This is a genomic window from Citrobacter sp. Cpa228, from assembly GCF_030333085.1.
GTDB classification, from domain to species: Bacteria; Pseudomonadota; Gammaproteobacteria; order Enterobacterales; family Enterobacteriaceae; genus Citrobacter; species Citrobacter pasteurii.
Map to the genome: position 1 here is coordinate 187,797 of NZ_JAOWGQ010000053.1, position 17,079 is coordinate 204,875.

The following is a 17,079-nucleotide window of genomic DNA, read 5'->3' on the forward strand; positions in this document are numbered from 1 at the left end:
AATCCTTAAAACCTGACATTCAAATCGAAAGCGAGGGAGATATTCCGCTCACGTTTACCGTCGTAGGGGCGTTTATCCCACACCAGCATCACCCCGCCATCTACGACGTTGTTCCATTTAAGCCGTTGACCGTAACCCAACTGGACGATAGCCCCCGCGTCTTCACCTTGTTGCCAGTAGCCGCCCACGCCAGCCACTCCCTGCTGTGTCCACACGGTGTCATAGTGTCGGTAAAGCACCTGCTCCGCGGTTAAGCCAGGTACCACGGAGAAATCACTTTTGGGGTTGTAATACGGCACATTCTCTTTGGTGTTGGTGCTACCGCCGATACCCGGGGTAAAGTCCAGCGTGAAGCGCGGTGTCGTCCACATACGCTCTTTTCCGCTAAGCCCGTATTCGATACGATCGTTACCATCCGAGAAATGTGAGGCTGCAAACGACAATTGATACTCTCGCCGTTCGTTTTGGTACCAGCGGACATACATATCGCCGCCGTTTGCATATACGCCGCTACGCAGCGCACGCAGTGGCGTATTGCGGGAAAGACGCTCTGCTGACCCACCCACACGCCAGTTATCATTGAAGTCATGCCAGGCTGAAAGACGGCCCCCCATTTTCTGCCCGTCGCCATAATTACGGCCAGACAGTTCCATTTCGGCCCAGTAATCACGTGAAGTCCATTCAGCACCAGCCGCCAGATCGCGGCTGATGCCTTTTCCTTCTTCAAACTCGCCGGTGGCAAAGTTGAAACCGGTAAACAGTCGCCAGTTGTCATTAATCGGCGGGCTGTAAATCGCAGTATTGATGTTAAAGTCATTCTTACCGCTGACCGGACTATCGGAGGAAATCCCCTGCGTACCGCTGATACGCAATTCCGACATTTTGTGCACATCACGAATACGCGCCAGACGCAGGGTCGCTTCATCATCCGGGCTACGGACGATGACATCATCGGTCAGCTCGTCGGCCTGCTTCCACTCCTGAAGATCCAGCGCCACATAGGCCTGCTGACGCTCCAGCTCCAGGTTGCTGGGCTCAATCACTTCCGCAAGCTTTAGCTCTTTTTCCGCCGCATGTGGCAATCCACGGGCTTCCAAAACGGAGGCATAAGTTATGCGCAGCCCCTGGTTACCGGACCCCGTTCGTGCCAGATGTTCTGAGAGTTTTTCTGCCTCTGGCAGTTCATTGGCAGCAAGATGATATTGCGTCAGCAGCGTCTGCCCGAGCAGCCAGTTATCGTTAGGCTGTGGCGTTGGCGAGCCATAGATACGGCGCAGGTACGGGCTCTCTTTGATCAAGTCATCGACTTGTTTTTTAGCGGCATCAAAGTTTTCATTATCAATATGCGCATAGAACAGATCCTGTTGATCTTCAGGACTGAGCGGCGTCACAGGGATAGGTCCGTTCGGGTAATAGATGCTCGTCAGCATTGCTTCGGTCTTTTCCGGCTGACGTTCGCTGAGCCACGCCGAAGCCACCCAACGTTTGGCATAGTTGGGCACTTCACCGTCCGCTGAAAGGGATTCGTACTCCTGAATCACGTCGGCAGTACGCTTACGCACCAGCAGGGCGCCCATGCGGTCAATTCTCGCCCGACGCACATCGCCCTGGGCTGCGGGATCATCTTTCCAGGCTGCCAGCAACTGGTCATAGCGAGCAAGCGCTTTATCCGCCACGATAAAACGCTCATCTTCATTTCGTGCAGAGGTATAAGAAGCGCGCACCTTTTCGGCTGCAGCATCAAGCGCCAGACGCCGCTTAACGGGATCAGATGTCGGAACCACTTCCGTCAGCCCCAACGCCGGTTCAGCTACACGGTTGGCTGACAGCGCTGACAACAGCGTGGATTTCGCATTTTTGTTACCCGGATCGACTTCATCCGCCTCGCTGGCGACTAACAGCGCATCCCAGTTTTTACCCTGTGAATGATACACATAGGCAAGCAGTGCATCAGATTCAGCCCCCGGATGCGCGCGTGCCCATTTATTCGCTTCAGTCAGGGCCTGCTGATTGTAACGTGCATCCGCCAGCGTCATGATCCAGCCAGTACGCACATCGGCGTTTTCAGGCTCTTCCTGTACAACGCTTTCCCAGAGGGCTAATGATTCATTCCAGCTCTTCTGATTGCGGTACGCACGTGCAGCGGCCACTTTGCCACGTGCGGGCACTTCCATCTGCCCATGATACCTTTGCCAGATATCAATGGTTGCTTTATCGTTGTTATCAACCCAACTGGATACCTGCAGCCAGTCAGCCACCTGATTTGGCGTTAACGCACTTTTCTTTCCCTGCTCCTCAAGGTAGCGCAATAGCGGTGTGCTATTACCACCTCGCGCTTCAATAATCAACGCATCATAATCTGATACTGCTGCAGAGGCTTGCATTGGGAAAAGAACGCTTGCCGTAAATAAACAGGTTACTGACTTGAAGCGTTTAATAAAGTTGGCATGTCGACGCATACTGAACATATCTGCCCTTATATCTTACATCATAGTAAAAATAAGCGTTTTCAATAAGTTATAGTCATTCCCTGACGGTTGCCGACCATGTAAAGTGCACTGCCGCTTATTTCGTAATATGGCTAAAAATCATTTAATTCTTTCGCCTTATTGACTCCCTGTGACTCGTCCACTCGTCGTTGAGAGGCTGGCGAAAGCTCAGGAATTTTATCACTCAGTGTGGGGTCTTGCTATGTTATAAGAAAACTCTTAGGCAAAAAAAGTATTTTAAACCAAATTATCCTAATACTCTTGGGATCGAATACTGGATTTAGATTAAGTTTCCGTGACGAAACCACGTAACGATGATAACTATTATCAGCAAATATAGAAACACCAGGTAACTGTTTGCCTGATAAGCATTTTGAAAATTGACAGGAAAAAACTGATAATTAACAGTAACTGATAACACTATAAATAACATCAGTTAATTTTAAACGGCTAAGTTTCAGGGTTAAATGGGCAACATGACACCAGGCAAAAAGAATTAGATAAAGATATAACAAAATGAAACTAAAGGGCTTTATGAACAGTAAGTTTATCACCTACCAAAAATGGCATTGTGGAATACCTCAATAAACGACCACAGGTAATTGTTAATTCCACTACGCCCTGGTGTATTTATCATTCCGCAAAACTGTACTTATCTATTTGTTAAATTATTGGCGATATCAACGACAATCAATTTTTACCCTTACAAAATACAAGCCTAATACTATTGAATGATGTCCATTGAACCATAAGCTTTTACGCTTACCCTTTGCGCATTCTTTCAGGTAATCTGGCAAAAGACGCCAATGGGAGCTGGGAGCTGGGAGCTGGGAGCTGGGAGCTGGTCAATGAAAATCGTTAACGCAGAAGAAAAGCACATCCCCGCTATCCATACTATCTACGCACATCATGTTCTTCACGGGGCGGCCAGCTTTGAGACTGACCCGCCAGATACTCGCGAAATGCTTGTTCGCCTGACTAAGATCCGCGAGCTGGGGTTGCCGTGGGTTGTGGCCCTGCAGGACGAAAAAGTCATCGGTTACTGTTATCTCACCCGCTACCGTGAACGCTATGCCTATCGTTATACGCTCGAAGACTCGATTTATATTGATCCGACAGCACAACGTCAGGGCGCGGGCAAAGCGCTACTACACCATGTTATTACATGGGCAGAAATACACGGCTACCGACAGATGATTGCCATCGTCGGGGACAGCAATAATCAGGGATCGCTGAAAGTCCACCAACAGGTCGGATTTACGGAGGTCGGCACGCTAAAGAATATTGGCTTCAAGCATGGTCGCTGGCTCGATACCGTATTGCTACAACGTAATCTGGGTGAAGGTAACAGCACACTGCCGCCCGATACTGGCGTGATACTTTGAGGGAAAACGGAGGACCCCCCCTTAATACTTATTTCAGTCGTTTACCTGCTTTATCTACCAGCTACTCGCCATCTTCCTTTACGAAAGTGCCTTTTTGCGCATTCGGGAGGATTTCCAGCACTGAAGTGGTTTACTGAATTTGGCCACCTGAATAGAGGTGATATGCTAAATCTTCGCATTGCAGCCCACAGCCCCGCAAGAACCAGGGCTACCATGCTCTGAAACGTGGGGTAAGGGCATAGCTCACAGGCTGTTACGCTGGCATACTGCGGGATTATGGAAAAGATATTGAAGACGTATTCCAGACTATCGACTACTGATGACCGTTTACGATTTTGCTATGCAAATCGCAACGCGACTATTGAGACTACTACTTTGAAGAAAATTTTACTTTTTGTGCTGGTCCTGCTGCCGCTGGCGGCTCATGCAGGAAAAATAACCATGAGCAACCCAGACGAACAGGAATTACAGGGAGGGAAGCGTCTTTGCACTTATGAAAACAGCATTTACCTGTTTACGCTGGTGACGCGCTCGCAGTCCTGCCCGTACTCTCGCACGTTCTCCACCTCGGACAGCGAAAAGTAAATGGCACAATGCCCGACTTAGTCAGGCAGTATTACGAGAAAATCCATACCACCTTCAGAGTTTTTGTTCACTTTATCTACAGAAAATCCTTTTTCATCGATAAACTTCAATAAGCCTTCATCAGTATAAAACCCCTGAATTCGTTCTTTGGTCTCAGCACTGACTAAGAAGAATTTCTTGGCTATATTTTGAGTCTCGTTCTCCGCAACTTTTTTAGGTTGAGTATTTGATGAGAGAGACCAAACCAAACAGACTAACCAACCAAGAAAGGTCCAGCCAAGGAAGATATTTAAAGCAAAAATAGGCTTAAAGTTTCTGTGCCATCTTCTGTAAGCAATAACAGATGGGATGAGATAAAGAACCAGCAGTACAGCAAGAAACATAAATCCATTAAGCGAAGAATAATCGTTCATCCAAAAAATCTCGTCAAATTATGTTATCAAGTATTAGCTTACTTAATTTCTCTTAGTTGCAACAGCATCATTTGCTGATGATGTGGCTACAGGCTTTGAGAGGATAGTCGTGAACGTTTCAAGGGTGTGTTACGAATTTCAGGGTGTTAAGAAATGTTGTAACAGATAGATTGGATAGCAGCGTTCATGGTAAACCACTCCGGCGCATCAAATCTCCTGGCAATAATTTAAGGTTTGGTATTGGACATTTTGTTACCCTCAACCATTTGCCAGATCAGACACTATGAAGAAGGTTTAAAAAGAATTTGGGGTACTGCTACCTTTTTTAAGCTGTCCAAAACTTAGGCCGGTGCGGGCGTAGAACAATGGGTAGTTTAAGTTGTACCTGCTAAGGTGGGGTAAACGTTACTAACTGATAAATCATAACTTGTTGATTTATCAGGAAATTGGAGCGGGCGAAGGGAATCGAACCCTCGTATAGAGCTTGGGAAGCTCTCGTTCTACCATTGAACTACGCCCGCGAAGAGGTGCGTGGGTCATTATAGACCTTACGCACCCTCTGACAAGCCCAAACTATGCTAACTGCTGATAAAATAGCCTTTTAGCACTTAGGTTTACTCCCCTGCGGCGGTAAATAACGCAGCGGATCAATCGCCGTTGCGCGATAGCGAATCTGGAAATGCAGGCGTACAGATGCCGCATCTGTACTACCCATGGTGGCAATTTTCTGCCCAGCCTTCACGCTCTGCCCGTTGTTCACCAGTAGCGTATCATTATGCGCATAAGCGGTAATGTAATCCTCGCTGTGCTTAATCATGATGAGGTTGCCATAGCCCCGCAACTGGTTGCCGACATATACTACCTTCCCTGCCCCCGCCGCATAAACCGGTGTGCCGCGCGCAGCTGAGATATCAATACCCTTGTTGCCGCCATCCGCCGTTGAATAAGGCAGGATCACTTTTCCGCTGGCTGGCCACAACCAGCAGCGTTGTCCCACCGGCGGCCAGGATGACTGCGGTACGGAGGACGACGGTCTGACTGCCGCTGTTTTTGTGGAAGATTTTGTGGTGGTCTTGCCGGAAGTCGGGCTGGTTTTCGTGCTACCGCTAAGCTTCAGCCTTTGCCCTACTTCGATGGTATAGGGAGGAGATATATTGTTGAGACGGGCGAGATCCCTGACGCTGGTACCGGTAGAGCGCGAAATCGCGTACAGCGTGTCACCACGCTTCACGGTATACGTAGAGCCGGAATTAGATGAACTGGAACATCCTGCAACGATCAGGCTGCCCACAAACATTATCAAGATAGAAAAGCGTTTACTCATCAGACATTCTGCACTAAACACGAACGTTCACCTCCAAACCAGAGGCAATTATCATACCAGCCAGCCGGACGATCCCCAATCGCTTCGGTTCAACCTGGTGTATTAAACGGATATCCCTGCGCAATAATATCCATCAGCGCGGGTAAATCAGGCATGGACGGTAATTTCACTAGCGCTGGATAAAATATTTATGGCGAAGGGAATACATCACCACGTAGCACTGGCCGAATTTATCCGCGTCGACTTCTGAAGAGGGTAGCAATGCCGCGGCTTCCAGGCCGGACTCCAGCCAGTCGAGGATCACCCCGGCAGTGGATATGCATGATCATCCAGGCGTTCACACCAGAGTTACACGGTGATGACCATTGCTATCCCGCAAATTATTATCCAGGTCGCGCTGGCGATGCTGGCAGTGGTTATTCTGCCGATGATCGCCCCAGACATGATGGCGGATTGCTAATGGTCGCGACCGGATTGCGCATCTGCAACATTAAACTATTTCCGGTCGCCAACATGCTGCCAGGGCTTGTTTTGATAATGCCTTTGTCCCATTTATGGGCTACCCTAGTGGCCTGAGTACATGACCCGGCGGGTTTGTACCGGGTTATTTTTTCTTTTCAGGAGTTGTCATGGCCGGGGAACATGTCGTTTTGCTGGATGAGCAAGATATACCTTCAGGTATACTCGAGAAGTATGCCGCCCACACCCACAATACCCCTCTACATCTCGCGTTTTCCTGTTGGATTTTTAACGACCAGGGCCAGCTGTTAGTTACCCGTCGTTCACTGCACAAAAAAGCCTGGCCAGGTGTCTGGACAAACTCGGTGTGCGGTCATCCACAATCAGGGGAAACAACTGAAGATGCCATTATCCGTCGCGCCCGCTTCGAGTTGGGTGCTGATATTCGCGCACTCACGCCCGTATACGCGGATTTTCGCTATTGCGCAGCAGATCCGAGTGGAATTGTGGAAAACGAAGTTTGTCCGGTATATGCCGCACAGCTAATCAGCACGCTGCAGCCGAATGCGGAGGAAGTGATGGATTATCGGTGGAGCAATCTTGAGGATGTGTTATGCGGGATTGACGCTACACCGTGGGCCTTCAGCCCATGGATGGTAATGCAGGTTTCAGACGATAAGGCGCGAAAATTGTTGCGCGCATTTTCCAGCGGCCATTAATTAATTGCCGGATGACAACGCAAACGCGTTTTATCCGGCCTACGAATAGTCTTCCCCGTAGGCCGGACAAGGCATCAGCCGCCATCCGGCAGTTCACATCTTACTTAACCGGACGCATTGCCGGGAACAGGATCACATCGCGGATGGTGTGGCTGTTGGTGAACAGCATAACCATACGGTCGATACCAATACCCAGGCCCGCAGTCGGCGGTAAACCGTGTTCCAGAGCGGTAACGTAGTCTTCGTCGTAGAACATCGCTTCGTCATCACCCGCATCTTTGGCGTTAACCTGATCCTGGAAACGCTGCGCCTGATCTTCGGCATCGTTCAGCTCGCTGAAGCCGTTACCGATCTCACGTCCGCCGATGAAGAATTCGAAGCGATCGGTGATTTCCGGGTTTTCATCATTACGACGCGCCAGCGGAGAAACCTCTGCCGGATACTCGGTAATGAAGGTTGGTTGAATCAGGTGCGCTTCCGCCACTTCTTCAAAGATCTCGGTCACAATACGACCCAGACCCCAGCTCTTCTCAACCTTGATGCCGATAGATTCAGCAATCGCTTTCGCTGAGTCGAAGTTATCCAGATCGGCCATGTTGGTTTCCGGACGGTATTTCTGAATCGCTTCGCGCATGGTCAGTTTTTCAAACGGCTTACCGAAGTCGAAGACTTCTTCACCGTAAGGCACTTCAGTCGTTCCGAGAACGTTCTGCGCCAACGTACGGAACAGAGATTCAGTCAGTTCGATCAGATCTTTGTAGTCCGCATAAGCCATGTAGAGTTCCATCATGGTGAACTCTGGGTTATGGCGAACAGAGATGCCTTCATTACGGAAGTTACGGTTAATTTCGAATACGCGTTCGAAACCGCCAACCACCAGACGCTTGAGGTACAGTTCCGGCGCAATACGCAGGTACATGTCCAGATCCAGCGCGTTATGGTGGGTGATGAACGGGCGTGCTGCCGCACCGCCGGGGATCACCTGCATCATCGGGGTTTCAACTTCCATAAAGCCACGGCCCACCATGAACTGACGGATACCCGCCATGATCTGTGAACGCACTTTAAAGGTGTTGCGGGATTCATCGTTAGAGATGAGATCCAGGTAACGCTGGCGATAGCGCGCTTCCTGATCCTGCAGACCATGGAATTTATCCGGCAGCGGACGCAGGGCTTTGGTCAGCAGACGCAGTTCGGTGCAGTGGATAGACAGCTCACCGGTCTTGGTCTTGAACAACTTACCTTTCGCGCCGAGGATATCGCCCAGATCCCATTTTTTGAACTGCTCGTTGTAGACGCCTTCCGGCAGGTCATCGCGAGCAACGTACAGCTGAATACGGCCGCCAACATCCTGCAGCGTAACGAATGATGCTTTACCCATAATACGACGGGTCATCATGCGGCCAGCAACGGATACCTCAATGTTCAGCGCTTCCAGCTCTTCGTTTTCTTTCGCGTCGAAGTCAGCGTGCAGTTGGTCTGAGGTATGATCGCGACGGAAATCGTTCGGGAACGGGATCCCCTGCTCACGCAGGCTCGCCAGCTTCTCACGGCGCGTTTTCAGTTCATTGTTAAGGTCGGCTACCGCGTCAGCGCCCTGTACGTGTTGTTCAGACATGTTGGTTCCTCATAACCCTGCTTTCAAACTTGCTTCGATAAATTGATCCAGGCTGCCATCCAGCACCGCCTGCGTGTTACGGGTTTCAACCCCGGTACGCAGATCTTTGATGCGGGAGTCATCAAGGACATAAGAACGAATCTGGCTACCCCAGCCGATATCTGACTTGGTGTCTTCCATCGCCTGTTTCTCGGCATTCTTCTTCTGCATTTCCAGTTCATAAAGCTTCGCTTTCATCTGCTTCATGGCCTGGTCTTTGTTCTTGTGCTGGGAACGGTCGTTCTGGCACTGCGTCACAATCCCGGTCGGGATGTGGGTAATACGCACCGCAGATTCCGTACGGTTAACGTGCTGACCGCCCGCACCCGAGGCGCGGTAAACGTCAATACGCAGATCCGCTGGGTTGATATCGATATCGATATCATCGTCAACTTCCGGATAGACAAACGCAGAACTGAACGACGTATGGCGACGGCCGCCGGAATCGAACGGGCTCTTACGTACCAGACGATGTACACCAGTTTCCGTGCGCAACCAACCGTAAGCATATTCTCCAGCGATTCTGATGGTCACGGATTTAATACCCGCCACTTCACCTTCAGACTCTTCAATAATTTCCGTCTTAAAGCCGCGCGCTTCAGCCCAACGCAGATACATACGCATCAGCATGCTGGCCCAGTCCTGCGCTTCGGTACCGCCGGAGCCAGCCTGAATATCGAGATAGCAATCCGCGCTGTCATATTCACCGGAGAACATACGACGGAATTCCAGCTGGGCCAGCTTATCTTCCAGCGTATCGAGTTCTGCTACGGCTTCGTTAAAGGTTTCTTCGTCGTCGGCTTCTACAGCCAGTTCCAGCAGGCCGGAGACATCTTCCAGGCCCTGGCTCATCTGATCGAGCGTATCAACGATGGCCTCAAGGGAAGAACGTTCTTTACCCAGCGCCTGAGCGCGTTCGGGTTCGTTCCACACGTCCGGCTGTTCCAGCTCGGCGTTTACTTCTTCCAGACGCTCTTTCTTGGCATCATAGTCAAAGATACCCCCTAAGAACGTCTGAGCGTTCCGTGAGGTCCTGAATGCGGTTATTTACCGGATTAATTTCAAACATGGTCTGATTTCTTTTATTGGACTAGTCAAAATGCGGTGATAAGAGCGGGATTGTACCGGATCCCGGCTCAATTTTATACACACTAAATTCGTCAAACTGGCCAGATATTATCGATAATAATCTGCAGGCTGCGGTTGCCACGAAACTCGTTAATATCCAGTTTGTAGGCAAGCTGAACTTCGCGAACACCGTTATCCGGCCAGCAGGTGGTATCGACATTAAACGCAATTCCGTCCAGCAGTGGGCCGCCGCCAACAGGCTCCACCATCACTTTCAAGTGACGCTCACCGACCAGGCGCTGCTGAAGCAGTCGGAAGTGCCCGTCAAACAGCGGCTCCGGGAACATTTGTCCCCACGGACCGGCATCGCGCAGCATTTGCGCGACCTCCATGGTCATCTCTGCCACACTCAGCGGACCATCAGAGACTACCTCACCCTGTAATAAAGCGGGGTCAAGCCACTCGGTTACCAGTTCACCAAAACGCTGCTGGAAACGCTCAAACTGCGCTTCTTCCAGCGACAGACCTGCTGCCATCGCATGTCCACCAAACTTAATGATCATGCCGGGATAAAGCGTGTCCAGACGCTCCAGCACATCACGCATATGCAGTCCCTGGATCGAACGTCCGGAACCTTTTAAGGTGCCATCCCCCGCAGGAGCAAAGGCGATTACCGGACGATGGAAACGCTCTTTAATACGCGATGCCAGAATGCCGACCACCCCCTGGTGCCATTCGGGATGATACATCGCCAGGCCCCCCGGGAGTGTGTCACTACTGCGCTCCAGTTTTTCACACAGGGCCAGTGCTTCTGCCTGCATACCCTGTTCAATCTCTTTTCGCGTCTGGTTGAGAGCATCCAGTTCATTGGCCAGCATACGCGCTTCACCAATGTTGTCGCACAGCAGCAGCGCCACGCCGACGGACATATCATCCAGACGACCTGCCGCGTTCAGCCGAGGGCCAAGCGCAAAACCTAAATCACTGGCGGCCAGTTTGAGCGGGTCACGATTGGAAATCTCCAGCAGCGCTTTAATGCCAGGGCGGCACTTTCCAGCACGAATGCGGCTTAAACCTTGCCACGTCAGGATACGGTTATTGGCATCCAGCGGCACCACGTCTGCTACTGTGCCCAAAGCAACCAGATCAAGCAAATCGGCCAGGTTCGGCGGTGCAATGCCGCGTTCATCAAACCAGCCTTTGTCACGCAGGAAGGTGCGCAACGCCAGCATCAGGTAGAAGGCCACACCAACGCCTGCCAGCGATTTCGACGGGAATTCACAGTCGGGCAGGTTAGGGTTGATGATAGCCTCTGCGCCCGGCAGCGTGTCACCGGGCAGGTGGTGATCGGTCACAACGACCGGGATCCCCAACGTTCGGGCATGTTCAACGCCCGCGTGGGACGAGATACCGTTGTCCACAGTAACGATCAGCTGAGCGCCCCGGGCATAGGCCTGATCCACCACTTCCGGGCTTAAACCATAGCCGTCTTCAAAACGATTAGGCACCAGGTAGTCAACGTTGCTGCAGCCCAACGCACGCATCGCCAGGATGCTCAGCGCCGTGCTGGTCGCACCATCGGCATCGAAATCCCCCACCACAATGATGCGGGTTCCTTCGCGAAAGGCGTTATAGAGGATCTCAACCGCTTTTTCGACGCCGTTCAAATGCTGCCACGGCAACATCCCTTTCACGCTACGTTCAAGCTCCTGCGCATTGCGCACGCCACGACCAGCGTACAAACGACGCAACAAGGGAGGCAAATCCGCTGGCAGTTCGGCTGTCTCGTCGGCTTCGCGCCGACGGAGTTGTATCTGTTGTTTCACGCGAATTATTTACCGCTGGTCTGTTTTTCGTGTGCGTCGAGGAATTCTTTCATCTCTTTCGGCCCCTGATAGCCCGGAACAACATAGCCGTTGCTCAGGACAATCGCCGGTGTGCCACTGACGCCAAACTGCACGCCCAGTGCATAATGATTCGCGATATCCACATCACAGGTCGCCGCTTTCACGTCTTTGCCCGCCATTGCATCGTCAAAGGCTTTGTTTTTGTCCTTCGCACACCAGATAGACTTCATGTCCTGCTCCGCCTGGCTTTCCAGCCCTTGTCGAGGGAAGGCCAGATAACGGACGGTGATCCCTAACGCATTGTAGTCTTTCATCTCTTCATGCAGCTTGTGGCAGTAGCCACAGGTGATGTCGGTGAAAACGGTGATGACGTGTTTTTCTTGCGGCGCTTTGTAGACGATCATCTCTTTTTCCAACGCATTCAGATGCTTCATCAGCAGTTGATTAGTGACATTCACCGGACTTGCGCCACTTACGTCATACATCGGCCCCTGAATAATATGCTTGCCGTCTTCAGTCACGTACAGCACACCGCTATTGGTCAGTACGGTTTTCATGCCCGCAACCGGAGCAGGTTGAATTTCGGTGCTCTGCACGCCCAGCTTCGTTAATGACTGGCGAATAGCTGCATCGTCTGCATGCACCATGCCCGAAAACGCTGTAGCCAGCAGGGTGAGCATCATAAAACGTTTCTTCATAACCTATCCTTTACTGTCAGCACTCACGCTCGTGGGTGATGCTGTTGATGTAGTTGACGCAAGCGCTCCGTTGCGACATGTGTATAAATCTGCGTAGTCGAGAGATCGCTATGCCCCAGCAGCATCTGCACCACGCGCAGGTCAGCACCGTGATTGAGCAGATGCGTGGCAAAAGCGTGCCGCAATACGTGCGGTGATAGTTTCTCGCTGTCGATCCCTGCTAACACAGCATAGTGTTTAATACGATGCCAGAAAGTCTGACGGGTCATCTGCTGCGCACGCTGGCTGGGAAACAGTACGTCAATCGATACGCCGTTGAGCAACCATGGACGACCGTGTTCCAGGTATGTTTCCAGCCAGTACACGGCTTCTTCGCCTAACGGCACCAGCCGCTCTTTGTTGCCTTTACCAATCACCCGCACAACGCCCTGGCGCAGACTAATATCGCTCATCGTCAGCCCCACCAACTCTGATACGCGCAACCCCGTGGCGTACAAAACCTCCAACATCGCTTTGTCGCGTAGCTCAAGCGGTTGGTCAATAAGCGGGGCCTGCAGCAGCCGTTCTACCTGCGCTTCGCTAAGATCTTTTGGTAAACGCTGCGGAAGTTTAGGTGAAGCAAGCGAGGCGCTCGGATCGTCTTCGCGAAATTTTTCGCCGTAAAGATGCTGAAAAAAACGCCGCATGGCACTGAGCAAACGTGCTGAACTGGTGGCTTTATACCCGCCATCCATCCGCTCAGCCAGCAATGCCTGCAAATCATCGCTCTGCGCCGTCGCCAGTGAAATGCCACGATGGTGCAACCATTCAACAAGCATTGTCAGATCGCGACGATACGCACTTAACGTGTTCTCTGCCAGATTTCGTTCCAGCCACAGTGCATCAAGAAACTGCTCGATGCGCGCCAGATCCTGTTCCACTCGCGCCCCTTATTCCACTCTCATTTTTGATGCATTATGCCTCATTGTGCCGAGAATGCGGCGATTCTGTTACACTACCCGCAACGCTACAGCAGAATTGAGATGTTTACGTCATGAACATGGGTCTTTTTTACGGTTCAAGCACCTGCTACACCGAAATGGCAGCAGAAAAAATCCGCGATATCCTGGGTCCCGAACTGGTGACACTGCACAATCTCAAGGATGATTCCCCAGCCCTAATGGAGCAGTATGACGTGCTCATTTTGGGTATTCCAACCTGGGATTTCGGTGAAATTCAGGAAGACTGGGAAGCGGTCTGGGATCAACTGGACAACCTCAACCTGGAAGACAAGATTGTCGCGCTTTACGGCATGGGCGATCAACTGGGGTACGGTGAGTGGTTCCTTGATGCACTGGGTATGCTGCATGATAAACTGGTCACCAAAGGCGTTAAGTTTGTCGGTTACTGGCCAACAGAAGGTTATGAATTCACCAGTGATAAACCCGTGATTGCCGATGGGCAGTTGTTTGTCGGTTTAGCACTGGATGAAACTAACCAATACGACCTCAGCGATGAACGTATCCAGGCATGGTGTGAGCAAATTCTCGGTGAAATGGCCGAACACTGGTCCTGATAACTGTGTTGCCGGATGACGGCGTGAATGCTTTCTCCGGCTTACATAGCGCGCTAAACCGTAGCTGCTCGCCATCAGTCATTCGCCGGCGTTAACCCTGCTTCGCCTGTTGCAGCATTAACCGCCGCAAATCCCGCCACTCTGCGTCATCCATGCTGTCCGCTGCCAGCCACAAATGCTGACGTTTTCCCGCATCGGAACGCAAACGCAGCATCATGCCCGTTTTAATCATCCAGGGTGTACAAACGATAGACCACTCCTGCCCCTGCCAGCGCAGGCGACCGTCCATTAACAGTCTAATATCTCCCTGACAAGCGTTAATGCGACGCTGACTGCGTACGCTATCAAACACCACCAGAGAGAGCAGAACCAACCATAATGGGGTGTAGCTCAATGGCCAGGGCATCAATAAAATGAATACCGCAACCAGCCCATGAATGAGCAGAGAGAGCCACTGTGCGCGCCATGAAACGCGTAAATCAGATTGCCACTGGACCACGTTCCCGATTCCGTGTCTGGATGAGTCGCACCATCTGCTCCAGCTGCTCATCAGCCGGTTTCCCATGATTCATCAACCAGTTAAATAAGTCTGGATCATCACATTCCAGCAGACGGATAAAGATGCGTTTTTCTTCGTCACTTAAGTTGTCATACTCATGTTCGAAAAACGGCATGATAGAGATATCCAGTTCACGCATACCGCGGCGGCATGCCCAATGAATACGTGCTTTGTTGTTAATATCCATGTTCTTTTCCCTGTCTCGCGAAAACGAAGTATCCGGCTATTGTAACGTGTTTTTCACGCTCTTTTACGGGAATATCAGTAAACGGAAGCGCGATCGCTAAATAAAACCACATTAAGTCAAAGGGTTCACTTTTTTGGATGTCTCCTCGCAAAGCTTAATATAAGGCACAAACAGGATGTTTAAACCGCTTGCAATAGCCCATAGCTCTTTTACCATTAGTCATTATTACCGCGTTAAGCAAATCAGGACATTATTATGGCTTTTACATCGTTTCCTCCTCGCCAGCCGTTTGCGTCGGCACGTTTGCCTCTGACGCTAATGACGCTCGACGACTGGGCTCTCGCCATCATTACCGGTGTCGACAGTGAAAAGTACATCCAGGGCCAGGTCACCGCTGATGTCAGCCAGATGACCGAACAGCAACACCTGCTGGCAGCTCACTGCGATGCCAAAGGTAAAATGTGGAGCAACCTGCGCCTCTTCCGTCAGGCTGATGGTTTTGCCTGGCTTGAACGCCGTAGCCTGCGTGATGCCCAATTGACCGAACTGAAAAAATACGCCGTCTTCTCGAAGGTCGTGATTGCCCCGGATGACGAGCGTGTCCTGCTGGGCGTGGCGGGCTTCCAGGCGCGTGCTGCACTAGCTAATCTCTTTAGCGAACTGCCAACCAGCGATAAGCAGGTCGTTACCCACGGCGCTTCCACCCTTCTGTGGTTCGAGCATCCATCTGAACGCTTCCTGCTGATCGTTGATGTCGCAACAGCTGAGATGATTACAGAGAAACTGCGTGGTGAAGCTGAGTTAAATAACAGCCAACAGTGGCTGGCGCTGGATATCGAAGCAGGTATCCCGGTGATCGACACCGCCAACAGCGGTCAGTTTATTCCTCAGGCCACTAACCTTCAGGCTCTGGGGGGTATTAGCTTCAAAAAAGGCTGTTACACCGGCCAGGAAATGGTTGCCCGCGCAAAATTTCGCGGTGCCAATAAGCGCGCAATGTGGACCCTGGCGGGTACTGCCAGCCGGGTACCAGAAGCGGGTGAAGATCTGGAACTAAAAATGGGTGAGAACTGGCGTCGTACCGGTACCGTTCTTGCTGCCGTGCAGCTGGCCGATGGTCAGGTGTTAGTACAGGTCGTGATGAATAACGATATGGAAGCAGACAGCGTGTTCCGCGTGCGTGATGATGCGAAAACGCTGCATATTGTGCCGCTGCCGTATTCACTGGAAGAGTAAATGATTAACGCCGGATAGCGCTACGCTTATCCGGCCTACAGGCACATTTTGTAGGCCGGATAAGGCGTTAGCCGCCATCCGGCATCAAGGGTTACGCCTGTCCAACATACAAATAAATCGCCAGGAAGTGGCAAACGCTGCCACCCAGCACAAATCCATGCCAGATCGCGTGGTTGTAGGGAATGCGCTTACAGACGTAGAAAATTACGCCCAGCGAATACACGACGCCGCCAACGGCCAGCAACGTCACACCACCCGCCGCCAGTTTAACCGCCAGTTGATACACCACAATCAGCGATAGCCAGCCCATTGTCAGGTAGGTTACCAGCGACAGAACCTTAAAGCGGTGCGCAATAGTCAGTTTGAATAAAATACCGATTAGCGCCAGGCTCCAGATAACAATCATCAGTCCGCGTGCCAGCGGCGAATCCAGCCCCACCAGCAGAAACGGCGTGTAGGTCCCGGCAATCAGCAGATAAATCGCGCAATGGTCGAATTTTTTCAGCCAGATTTTCGCTCTCTGATGGGGGATCGCATGATACAAGGTTGAGGCAAGGAACAGCAGGATCATGCTGCCGCCGTACAGGCTATAGCTGGTAATGGCCATAGCGCTGGCGTTGGTATCCACTGCCTGAACCAGCAACAGCACCAGTCCGACAATCCCAAACACCAACCCGATACCATGGCTGATGCTGTTGGCTATTTCCTCTGCCAGCGAATATCCCTGCGCGATTAATGGCTTCTGAACCATAAGTTACTCCCCAGAAACGAACACTTTCGTTATTGCGTCTCTAGCGTAACTGAGAATAGTTCCAGTGAACACCTGTTAGCTAAAATATTTATCAAAAATAAAATAATTAATTAAAATCATATAATTATATTTTACATTTCAGCTAAC

General features: G+C 51.1%; 16 protein-coding genes, 1 tRNA gene and 2 pseudogenes. 6 read left to right on the top strand and 13 right to left on the bottom strand.

Going from position 1 to position 17,079, the window contains the following annotated elements; genetic code table 11:
* Positions 1–5: 5 nt before the first annotated feature.
* On the bottom strand, positions 6–2,468 hold the full coding sequence (pgaA, locus tag OGX91_RS16945; RefSeq protein WP_199947095.1) for a poly-beta-1,6 N-acetyl-D-glucosamine export porin PgaA: 2,463 nt from the start codon (positions 2,466–2,468) through the stop codon (positions 6–8).
* A gap of 869 nt (positions 2,469–3,337) precedes the next feature.
* Here pgaA and OGX91_RS16950 point away from each other — a divergent pair.
* Together OGX91_RS16950 and OGX91_RS16955 are read left to right on the top strand one after the other, a co-directional pair.
* Positions 3,338–3,874, top strand: coding sequence for a GNAT family N-acetyltransferase (locus OGX91_RS16950; protein ID WP_286626942.1), 537 nt, complete (start codon positions 3,338–3,340; stop codon positions 3,872–3,874).
* 375 nt (positions 3,875–4,249) lie between these two features.
* The gene (locus OGX91_RS16955) at positions 4,250–4,459 is read left to right on the top strand and encodes a hypothetical protein (RefSeq protein WP_040232140.1); all 210 of its coding nucleotides are present in this window, start codon (positions 4,250–4,252) and stop codon (positions 4,457–4,459) included.
* Positions 4,460–4,476: 17 nt separating this feature from the next.
* Here OGX91_RS16955 and OGX91_RS16960 read toward each other — a convergent pair whose 3' ends face one another.
* The 4 genes and pseudogenes from OGX91_RS16960 to OGX91_RS16975 form a co-directional block, all read right to left on the bottom strand.
* Complete coding sequence (locus OGX91_RS16960; protein WP_082031738.1) at positions 4,477–4,872, bottom strand: superinfection immunity protein; 396 nt, start codon at positions 4,870–4,872, stop codon at positions 4,477–4,479.
* A 447-nt stretch (positions 4,873–5,319) separates the two neighbouring features.
* A tRNA-Gly gene (locus tag OGX91_RS16965) sits at positions 5,320–5,393 on the bottom strand.
* Positions 5,394–5,473: 80 nt separating this feature from the next.
* Positions 5,474–6,196, bottom strand: a complete 723-nt coding sequence (actS, locus tag OGX91_RS16970; protein ID WP_040232139.1) for an amidase activator ActS — start codon at positions 6,194–6,196, stop codon at positions 5,474–5,476.
* Between the two features lie 89 nt (positions 6,197–6,285).
* Positions 6,286–6,543 (bottom strand): annotated as a pseudogene (locus tag OGX91_RS16975) (LysR family transcriptional regulator); the annotation flags it as partial.
* Positions 6,544–6,545: 2 nt separating this feature from the next.
* Between OGX91_RS16975 and OGX91_RS16980 the strand changes: the two are divergent.
* Positions 6,546–6,772: pseudogene (locus OGX91_RS16980) on the top strand (DUF554 family protein); the annotation flags it as partial.
* Positions 6,773–6,825: 53 nt separating this feature from the next.
* Positions 6,826–7,374, top strand: a complete 549-nt coding sequence (gene idi / locus OGX91_RS16985) for an isopentenyl-diphosphate Delta-isomerase (RefSeq protein ID WP_005123358.1) — start codon at positions 6,826–6,828, stop codon at positions 7,372–7,374.
* A gap of 100 nt (positions 7,375–7,474) precedes the next feature.
* Here idi and lysS read toward each other — a convergent pair whose 3' ends face one another.
* From lysS to xerD, 5 genes are all read right to left on the bottom strand, one after another.
* Entirely contained in the window at positions 7,475–8,992 is a 1,518-nt protein-coding gene (gene lysS, locus OGX91_RS16990; protein ID WP_005123357.1) for a lysine--tRNA ligase, read from the bottom strand.
* A 9-nt stretch (positions 8,993–9,001) separates the two neighbouring features.
* Positions 9,002–10,100 (bottom strand): peptide chain release factor 2 gene (gene prfB / locus OGX91_RS16995; protein WP_096878465.1). Its coding sequence is split into 2 segments (ribosomal slippage): positions 9,002–10,024 and positions 10,026–10,100, totalling 1,098 coding nucleotides; the frame shifts between segments, so codons are not numbered across the junction.
* Between the two features lie 91 nt (positions 10,101–10,191).
* Positions 10,192–11,925 (bottom strand): single-stranded-DNA-specific exonuclease RecJ, encoded by a 1,734-nt coding sequence (gene recJ, locus OGX91_RS17000; protein ID WP_149692347.1) that lies wholly within the window; start codon positions 11,923–11,925, stop codon positions 10,192–10,194.
* Positions 11,926–11,930: 5 nt separating this feature from the next.
* Positions 11,931–12,644 carry a bifunctional protein-disulfide isomerase/oxidoreductase DsbC gene (gene dsbC, locus OGX91_RS17005; protein ID WP_005123355.1) on the bottom strand — a complete coding sequence of 238 codons (714 nt, stop codon included), beginning with the start codon at positions 12,642–12,644 and terminating at the stop codon, positions 11,931–11,933.
* A gap of 23 nt (positions 12,645–12,667) precedes the next feature.
* Positions 12,668–13,564, bottom strand: a complete 897-nt coding sequence (xerD, locus tag OGX91_RS17010) for a site-specific tyrosine recombinase XerD (protein WP_005123354.1) — start codon at positions 13,562–13,564, stop codon at positions 12,668–12,670.
* 113 nt (positions 13,565–13,677) lie between these two features.
* Between xerD and fldB the strand changes: the two genes are divergently transcribed.
* Positions 13,678–14,199, top strand: coding sequence for a flavodoxin FldB (fldB, locus tag OGX91_RS17015; RefSeq protein WP_149692349.1), 522 nt, complete (start codon positions 13,678–13,680; stop codon positions 14,197–14,199).
* A gap of 91 nt (positions 14,200–14,290) precedes the next feature.
* Here the strand turns inward: fldB and OGX91_RS17020 are convergent, their stop codons facing one another.
* Complete coding sequence (locus tag OGX91_RS17020) at positions 14,291–14,698, bottom strand: protein YgfX (RefSeq protein ID WP_005123352.1); 408 nt, start codon at positions 14,696–14,698, stop codon at positions 14,291–14,293.
* The gene (gene sdhE / locus OGX91_RS17025) at positions 14,679–14,945 is read right to left on the bottom strand and encodes an FAD assembly factor SdhE (RefSeq protein WP_005123351.1); all 267 of its coding nucleotides are present in this window, start codon (positions 14,943–14,945) and stop codon (positions 14,679–14,681) included. Before sdhE ends, OGX91_RS17020 begins: the two co-directional genes overlap by 20 nt.
* 255 nt (positions 14,946–15,200) lie before the next feature.
* On the opposite strand from sdhE, the gene ygfZ reads away from it, so the two are divergent.
* A complete protein-coding gene (ygfZ, locus tag OGX91_RS17030; RefSeq protein ID WP_005123350.1) occupies positions 15,201–16,181 on the top strand; it encodes a tRNA-modifying protein YgfZ in 981 nt (326 codons plus the stop codon).
* A gap of 91 nt (positions 16,182–16,272) precedes the next feature.
* On the opposite strand, the gene trhA is transcribed toward ygfZ, so the two are convergent.
* The gene (gene trhA, locus OGX91_RS17035) at positions 16,273–16,932 is read right to left on the bottom strand and encodes a PAQR family membrane homeostasis protein TrhA (protein WP_003838267.1); all 660 of its coding nucleotides are present in this window, start codon (positions 16,930–16,932) and stop codon (positions 16,273–16,275) included.
* Positions 16,933–17,079: the final 147 nt, after the last annotated feature.